Source organism: uncultured Photobacterium sp., assembly GCF_947039875.1.
In the GTDB taxonomy this organism is placed as follows: domain Bacteria; phylum Pseudomonadota; class Gammaproteobacteria; order Enterobacterales; family Vibrionaceae; genus Photobacterium.
In genome coordinates, this window is sequence record NZ_CAMRAN010000080.1 from 1 (window position 1) to 7,600 (window position 7,600).

General features: G+C 41.2%; 8 protein-coding genes. 5 read left to right on the forward strand and 3 right to left on the reverse strand.

The features are described 5' to 3' along the window. The coding region (locus tag Q0V26_RS17445; RefSeq protein WP_297486200.1) for a TrkH family potassium uptake protein at window positions 1–1,444 on the forward strand (1,444 nt) is incomplete at its 5' end. 77 nt (window positions 1,445–1,521) lie between these two features. On the opposite strand, the gene Q0V26_RS17450 is transcribed toward Q0V26_RS17445, so the two are convergent. Together Q0V26_RS17450 and Q0V26_RS17455 are read right to left on the reverse strand one after the other, a co-directional pair. Continuing rightward, complete coding sequence (locus Q0V26_RS17450) at window positions 1,522–2,178, reverse strand: hemolysin III family protein (RefSeq protein WP_297486202.1); 657 nt, start codon at window positions 2,176–2,178, stop codon at window positions 1,522–1,524. Between the two features lie 164 nt (window positions 2,179–2,342). Beyond that, window positions 2,343–3,020, reverse strand: coding sequence for a FadR/GntR family transcriptional regulator (locus Q0V26_RS17455; RefSeq protein WP_297486203.1), 678 nt, complete (start codon window positions 3,018–3,020; stop codon window positions 2,343–2,345). Window positions 3,021–3,365: 345 nt separating this feature from the next. Here Q0V26_RS17455 and Q0V26_RS17460 point away from each other — a divergent pair, with 345 nt between their 5' ends. The 4 genes from Q0V26_RS17460 (at window position 3,366) to Q0V26_RS17475 (ending at window position 5,820) form a co-directional block, all read left to right on the forward strand. Continuing rightward, entirely contained in the window at window positions 3,366–3,566 is a 201-nt protein-coding gene (locus tag Q0V26_RS17460) for a hypothetical protein (RefSeq protein WP_297486205.1), read from the forward strand. Between the two features lie 158 nt (window positions 3,567–3,724). After that, window positions 3,725–3,991: a YihD family protein gene (locus Q0V26_RS17465; protein WP_080159077.1), complete on the forward strand. Its 267-nt coding sequence runs from the start codon at window positions 3,725–3,727 to the stop codon at window positions 3,989–3,991. A gap of 161 nt (window positions 3,992–4,152) precedes the next feature. Next, window positions 4,153–5,139, forward strand: coding sequence for a serine/threonine protein kinase (locus Q0V26_RS17470; protein ID WP_297486208.1), 987 nt, complete (start codon window positions 4,153–4,155; stop codon window positions 5,137–5,139). 78 nt (window positions 5,140–5,217) lie between these two features. Beyond that, entirely contained in the window at window positions 5,218–5,820 is a 603-nt protein-coding gene (locus Q0V26_RS17475) for a thiol:disulfide interchange protein DsbA/DsbL (protein ID WP_297486210.1), read from the forward strand. Window positions 5,821–5,885: 65 nt separating this feature from the next. Here the strand turns inward: Q0V26_RS17475 and Q0V26_RS17480 are convergent, their stop codons facing one another. Then, window positions 5,886–7,418, reverse strand: a complete 1,533-nt coding sequence (locus Q0V26_RS17480) for a YifB family Mg chelatase-like AAA ATPase (RefSeq protein WP_297486212.1) — start codon at window positions 7,416–7,418, stop codon at window positions 5,886–5,888. Window positions 7,419–7,600: the final 182 nt, after the last annotated feature.

Consider the following 7,600-nt stretch of genomic DNA (forward strand, 5'->3'; position numbering starts at 1 on the left):
GGTTAATTTACGTCCAATATTATTTGTACTCGGACTGGTGCTATCTAAAATAGCCTTGTTTATGTATGTACCGACTTTGGTGGCCTTTTTTACTGGCACCGAAGGTTTCATAGATTTCGCAGCGGCAGTGCTGATTACTCACTCCGTGGCGTTCTTGTTGCTATCTTACGGGAAAACTGACGAATTTAAGCTTAGTGTACGGGATATGTTCCTGATCACCACACTGGTATGGACGGTTGCCAGTGCATTTGCTGCGTTGCCGTTTGTGTTTATTAATCACATCAGTTTTACTGATGCATATTTTGAAACCATGTCAGGCATCACTACCACCGGCTCAACAGTATTAAGCGGTCTCGATCAAATGGCACCCAGTATTTTACTGTGGCGCTCAACGTTGCAATGGTTGGGTGGGGTCGGATTTATTGTGATGGGGGTGGCTATTTTACCGATGCTTAACGTCGGTGGTATGCGACTCTTTCAAACCGAATCATCAGACTGGTCAGATAAAAGTTCCCCCCGTACCAAAAGTGTCGCTAAAAATATTATCAATGTGTATTTGATATTAACCGTACTGTGTATCATTGCGTTTATGCTAGCAGGCATGAACACCTTTGATGCGATTAACCACGCTTTTACCACGCTTTCAACGGGCGGTTATTCAACCTCAGATGGGTCAATGAACCACTTTTCACACAGTGCACAATGGGTAGCAACCTTCTTTATGTTTGCTGGCGGACTACCGTTCTTATTGTTTGTTCAAGCATTAAGAAAGCGTCATCCTCGAACCTTGTTTGGGGATGCTCAAGTTAAGGGATATACCTTATTTGTGGTGGTGGCGAGTTTAATTGTTGCGGGCTGTCTGATCTTTAATAAAGGTTATTCCGTCCTTGATGCGATGCGATTATCCTTTTTTAATATCATCTCAGTGGTTACAACAACCGGTTTTGGTCTAGGCGACTTTACTGCTTGGGGCCCATTACCGACAATTATTTTTGCGTTCACATTACTGGTTGGTGCTTGCTCAGGTTCAACCAGTGGCGGTATTAAAATTTTCCGCTTCCAAATTGCATTTGCACTTTTACGTAAACATATCATGCAATCTATTCACCCATCAGCCCTGTTCATTCAACGCTATAACGGTCGTCCAGTCACCGATGATATCGTGCGTTCAGTGGTGGCATTGGTGTTTACTTTTATCATGACCATTATTGTAATTGCCGCAGTATTAGCATTACAAGGCTTAGATCCGGTCACCAGCATTACCGGTGCGGTAACCGCAGTGGCTAACGTCGGTCCTGGTATGGGAACCGTGATCGGCCCAACAGGTAACTTTGCCAGCTTACCGGATTTATCAAAATGGACCTTGAGTTTAGGTATGTTAATGGGACGCTTGGAAATATTAACTGTATTAGTCGTTTTTGCTCCTGCCTTTTGGCGTGATTAATAACGTTTAATAAGACTCAAAAACAACAAGAGAGCGCATAGCGCTCTCTTTTTTAGGCGTAAATTGACAGTGATTAGCTACGGTTTAATATAAAAATAAATCGCACAAAAATGACAAATTGAACCACCTAAAACAAATAAATGCCAAATAGCATGGTTATACGGAATACGTTTATTAACGTAAAACACCACCCCTAAAGAATAGATCACGCCACCCAGTGCCAATAATATTAATCCACCGGGCGCTAATGATATCGCTAATTGGTAAATTACAATCACTGATGCCCATCCCATCGCCAAATACATCCATAACGACAATTTTTTAAAACGATGGATAAAAATAATTTTAGCGATAATACCCAGCAGTGCGAATCCCCATAATGCCGCCATCAATCCCAGTGCCAATGGCGTCCGCAATGCAATCAATAGAAACGGAGTATAGGTACCTGCGATTAACAAATAAATCGCACAATGGTCGAAAATCTTTAATGGTTTTTTAGCCGCGGTACTTGGAATCGCGTGGTATAACGTTGACGCTAAGTACAATAAAATCATACTCACGCCATAAACAATATAACTCACAATACTTAATGTATCAGCTTGCAATGAAAAGGCTTTATCTAACAACAAATACAGACCAAACACTGAAAACAACAGTCCAAGACCATGACTGATACTATTCGCGACTTCTTCTGCAGTTGAATAACCGAGCTCACGTTTGATCACATTATTCATGATTTATATATTCCAAAAGACGCTTAATTTAATAACTGTTATTTTTTAAGCTTACACTTGTAAGCTTAAATTAAGCAACCTTTTGTTAATTAATTCACATTAGCGTTACCGTTAATAGAAAAGGAGTCATTTGGCTCCATTGTGTCATTTATTTATTCATTATTTTATTGTAATAACTCTAAGGTCGCTTGACGGGCAGCGTCTGGATCATGATCTAAAATACCATCAACAATCCGCTGATGGACATCAAGCTTCATCACTTGCTCGCGGGTTACGACTCGAAAATAATTTTCAAATACCGCTTTGAACAAGTTTCCAAATGGACTAATGAAATGATTACCTGAAGAAAAATACACTAATTGATGGAAGCGGGTATCAATTTCAATCCAACGCTCTTGATCAAAATTATCTTTCATTTGATGCATTTGTAACATCAATTGCTCGAACTCAAGCCGATCTTCTGTTGTCGCATGTTCAGCAGCCAATGCCGCAGCTTCTGGCTCTAATGTCAACCGGACTTTTTGATACTCCATGATCAACTGTGAGTTCGTATCAAAATCTAACCAAGCCAATAAATCTTGATCAAGATAATTCCAATTTTTCTTTGGCATTACTCGCGTACCAATACGAGGACGAGGTAATACCATACCTTTCGCGGCTAACATTTTTATAGCTTCACGAACGGCAGTACGGCTCACACCATACATTTCGCCTAACTCAACTTCACCCGGTAAAATACCGCCAGGGGCAGGATCACCAATTAAGATACGACGACCAATAGACTCTGCTAATCGGTAAGATAAGTTACGATTGGCAACAATACGTTGCTGCTGCTGATCCATAGATCCTCTCCCAAGGCTGCTGTTGTACTACTCTCTAGCGCTAAAATAATGTAATCCTAAATGCCCATTATTGTCGTAGCCTTTATTTCGATAAAGGTCGAACGACACGGTGCATCAAGGAGGCAATTATTGCAATAGTTACTATAGAAACAACGTAATAATTAGATATTAGCATTTTATTGCTCATTTTATGCTCGACTTTTAATAGTTTGGTTGCTATCCTCTGCGCGATTTGATTAATAACCAAGCAGTATTCTGGTGGATGGGTTCTACCCAGCAGGGAGCTTTCCCTTCAGAGATATTTTTAATTTTTTGGCCATGGATGAGCCTGACAATAGGTGATATATGCGCCCAGCATCCCCCGTCAGGTATGCAAGTACCCCACGTAGCCCATCACGTTTACGTGCAAGTTCCCACGCTCCACATTTTAAGGTTAATGCGAAAAAATCGATCACGACTGATATCCATTTAACCACTACCGACGCACAATTAGATCAGCAACAAATATTGTCTGAATTAATTAGCAGCCAACAGCAACAACGTTAATCTTACATATTAAGCAGCTAAGGCTGCTTTTTTATTAACATTTTTTTGGCACAAGACATTCATTGTAACCAAACAGGGTTTGTTATAATTTATCCGCACTAACATAATGATAATACAATCGTATAACGATTGATTCAGCCCAAGCTACGGAGTTAACAATGAAAACCCATCGCGTTAATGAACTGATTGAATTACTACACCCAGAGTGGAAAAAAGATCCTGATCTTAACTTAGTTGAATTCTTACTAAAATTAGCAGCAGAAGCAAAATACCAAGGTCCACTAGAATCACTTACAGATGACGTCTTAATTTACCATTTAAAAATGCGCAATAGTGATAAAGACGCCATGATTCCTGGTCTTGCTAAAGATTGCGAAAACGATTTTAAAACCGCTATTTTACGTGCGCGCGGTATTATCAAATAGTCACTCATCCTGCTCGGTTATTTATGGAGCCAGTTATGACTAACTGGCTTTTTTATAGCTGAAAACCCTTCTCTTCCGCCATCACCATCATGTTTAATTTGTTTTAATTCTATTCGCGGTTAAGCTAAACCACTCTTCCAAGCCAGATTCAGGATTCAGTCATGGAAAAACAAAGTGTTAGTTTTGCAAATCTCAGCCCAGATGTACTGCTCGACGCACTCGATAGTGTCGAAGTACATGCCGAATCCGGTTTATTGGCACTTAATAGTTATGAGAATCGCGTCTATCAATTTAAAGCTGAAGATGGTCAACGTTATGTGACTAAGTTCTACCGCCCCGCACGATGGAGCGATGACCAAATTGATGAAGAACATCAGTTTACGCTTGAACTTGAACAACAAGATATTCCAGTCGCAGCGCCTATCGCTATCAATGGCAACACGCTACATCACTATAATGGCTATCGGTTTGCTGTTTTTCCAAGTGTCGGTGGACGTCAATTTGAAGTCGATAACTTTGATCAATTAGAGTGGGTAGGACGCTTTTTAGGTCGTATTCATCAAGTCGGTAAACGCCAACCCTTTGTCCATCGTCCAACATTAGGCTTAGAGGAATACGTTTATCAACCACGCCAAATTTTGGCTAATAGCGATTTTATTCCTGATTACCTAAAACACAGTTTTTTTGCCGATCTTGATCGCTTAATTGCAGAAATTGAAAGCCATTGGTCAACTGATTGGCCGGCTTTGCGCCTACATGGTGATTGTCATCCTGGCAATATTTTATGGCGTGATGGACCGATGTTTGTCGATTTAGATGATGCTCGTAACGGCCCTGCCATTCAAGATTTATGGATGATGCTTAATGGTGAACGTCACGATCAACTCGCACAACTTGATACAATAGTTGAAGCTTATAATGAATTTGCCGATTTTGACCCACGCCAGCTAAAGTTAATCGAACCTTTACGTGCGTTAAGAATGGTGCACTATATGGCGTGGTTAGCAAAGCGCTGGCAAGATCCAGCATTTCCACGAGCATTTCCATGGTTTGGCGATGCAAAATATTGGGAAGGCCAAGTTTTGGCCTTTAAAGAACAGATTTTCAGCCTTAATGAATCACCATTACAGCTTATGCCTCAATGGTAATTGACTATAAAATAACATTATTAATTATTATACTCAGCTAATATCTAATTAACGACACGGATAATCAGGAACCCCAAAATGATGAAGAACTTACTTGCGCTAGTCAGCGCTGCTTTATTGTCTTTTTCTGTTCACGCAGCCAAATTTACGGAAGGCGACTACTATAAGGTATTAGATCAACCCCAATCAACAACCCCTGTTGTGACTGAATTTTTCTCATTGTATTGCCCACATTGTTTTCAATTTGAGCCAATGATGCGTGAATTAAAAACCAAGCTACCAGATAACGCTAAACTTCAAAAAATGCATGTGTCATTTATGGGCGGCCCAATGGGTAAGGTGATGAGTAAAGCATTTGCAACCGCGGTAGTATTAGACGACAGCGACAAAATGCTACCGGTATTATTTAACCGCATTCATACCCTTAATCAACCACCAAAAAACGAAGCAGAAGTACGTCAGATTTTCATTGATGAAGGTGTACCTGCCGCTGAGTTTGATGGTGCATTTAATAGCTTCGCGGTTAACTCAATGGTCAGCCGGTTTGATAAAGCCTTTGAAGATGCGGGCTTAACGGGTGTACCTGCGGTAGTGGTTAATAATAAATACTTAGTTCAAACGGGCAAAATTAAATCAGCTGACGAATATTTTGAATTAGTTAACTTTTTACTCAAGAAGTAACATTACTCAATCAGCGATAATGACTATCAAAAAAGAGGCTTTCAATTAGCCTCTTTATTATTCCTTTAAATGACCTGACTGCTAAGTTGTTTCAATAATCTATCCATGGCTCGATACCCTAACGCTTCAGCTAAGTGAGCCCGCTGAATCTGATCCTGCTCAGCTAAATCTGCAATCGTACGCGCAACCTTGATAATACGATGATAAGCACGAATCGATAATCCAAGCTGATGCAATGCATTTTCTAAAAACTCGGCGTCTTTAAACGATAATCCGCAATATTTATCTAATTCCCGAGTAGAAAGCAATGCATTCACTTTGCCACAACGAGCCAGCATGCGCTCACGAGCTTGATCAACTCGCGCCTTAATGACAGAGCTTGGTTCACCACGATCACCTCCAGTAGTAAGTGTACCGCGAGGCAGCGCTGGAATTTCTAATGACATATCAAACCGATCTAGCAATGGCCCAGATAAGCGGCTTAAATAACGTAAAATAGCTTGCGGGTTAGTTCGAGACTGATTGCCTTCGTAATATCCTGTTGGGCTAGGGTTTAATGCGCCAATTAATTGAAACCGAGCAGGAAAAGTGGTTTTTGCGGTTGCTCGTGAAATCACGATTTGTCCAGACTCTAGTGGCTCACGCAATGAATCTAGCACTTTTCTTTCAAATTCAGGCATTTCATCTAAGAATAAGAGACCATTGTGCGCGAGTGAAATTTCACCCGGCTTAGGTACCGACCCACCACCGACTAATGCCGCCATTGAACTTGAATGGTGCGGTGTACGAAAAGGGCGATTAAGCCAATTACCTTGGTGTAATGATTGCTGAGTCAAAGAAGCCACCGCTGCGGTTTCAATCGCTTCGTCGTGGGTCATTGGTGGTAATAAATCCCGTAAACGAGATGCCAACATAGTCTTTCCTGTGCCAGGCGGGCCGAGTAATAATAAATTATGGCTTCCCGCAGCTGCAATTTCTAAGGCGCGTTTTCCTTGTTGCTGACCAATAATATCTTGCATATCACGTTGTTCATTCTTCGCAATCGAGGCCGTTATCACATGCGGTTGGAGATGTAACTGCAACTGCTGCTGACCACACAAAAAACCACATACCGCTAACAAACTAGGAGCGGATTTATGTTGTTTTTCCGCAACTAACGCCACTTGATCACCATTATGATCGGGCACAATTAAACACCGTTTAGCCTTTAACGCTGCTAATGCCGCCGGTAATGCCCCTTTCACTGCACGCAAATCGCCGGATAATGCCAATTCACCAATAAACTCATATTGTGCTAATCGATCCGCGGGAATTTGCCCGGAGGCAGCCAAAATACCAAGCGCAATAGGTAAATCAAATCGTCCCCCTTCTTTCGGTAAATCAGCAGGCGCTAAATTGACCGTAATTCGCCGTGATGGAAATTCAAATTGGGCATTAATAATCGCGCTTCGTACTCGATCTTTCGCTTCTTTTACCGTGGTTTCTGGCAAACCAACTAACGTAAAACTGGGCATTCCATTACTTAAATGGACCTCAACGGTTACCGGTGGGGCTTCCACGCCCACACAGGCGCGACTATGAACAATAGCAAGTGTCATTGATGACTCCATTGGCTGGCAACTTACACCATTGGGTTAATGAAATTTATCGAAGGTGTTACATCAAAGCTCCATTAATGCAGCGAATTTACCAATAAAACCATATTTTTTGCTTGTCATGTGACGAAGATCTGTGTTACCACTTAGGTATAGCAACAACTAAACAATAAAAATTGGACAAT

Excerpts from the sequence above, each read along its gene's own strand:
- Q0V26_RS17475 (WP_297486210.1), top strand. The coding sequence starts at position 5,218 with ATGATGAAGAACTTACTTGCGCTAGTCAGCGCTGCTTTATTGTCTTTT.
- Q0V26_RS17455 (WP_297486203.1), bottom strand. The coding sequence starts at position 3,020 with ATGGATCAGCAGCAGCAACGTATTGTTGCCAATCGTAACTTATCTTAC.
- Q0V26_RS17470 (WP_297486208.1), top strand. The coding sequence starts at position 4,153 with ATGGAAAAACAAAGTGTTAGTTTTGCAAATCTCAGCCCAGATGTACTG.
- Q0V26_RS17480 (WP_297486212.1), bottom strand. The coding sequence starts at position 7,418 with ATGACACTTGCTATTGTTCATAGTCGCGCCTGTGTGGGCGTGGAAGCC.
- Q0V26_RS17465 (WP_080159077.1), top strand. The coding sequence starts at position 3,725 with ATGAAAACCCATCGCGTTAATGAACTGATTGAATTACTACACCCAGAG.
- Q0V26_RS17460 (WP_297486205.1), top strand. The coding sequence starts at position 3,366 with ATGCGCCCAGCATCCCCCGTCAGGTATGCAAGTACCCCACGTAGCCCA.
- Q0V26_RS17450 (WP_297486202.1), bottom strand. The coding sequence starts at position 2,178 with ATGAATAATGTGATCAAACGTGAGCTCGGTTATTCAACTGCAGAAGAA.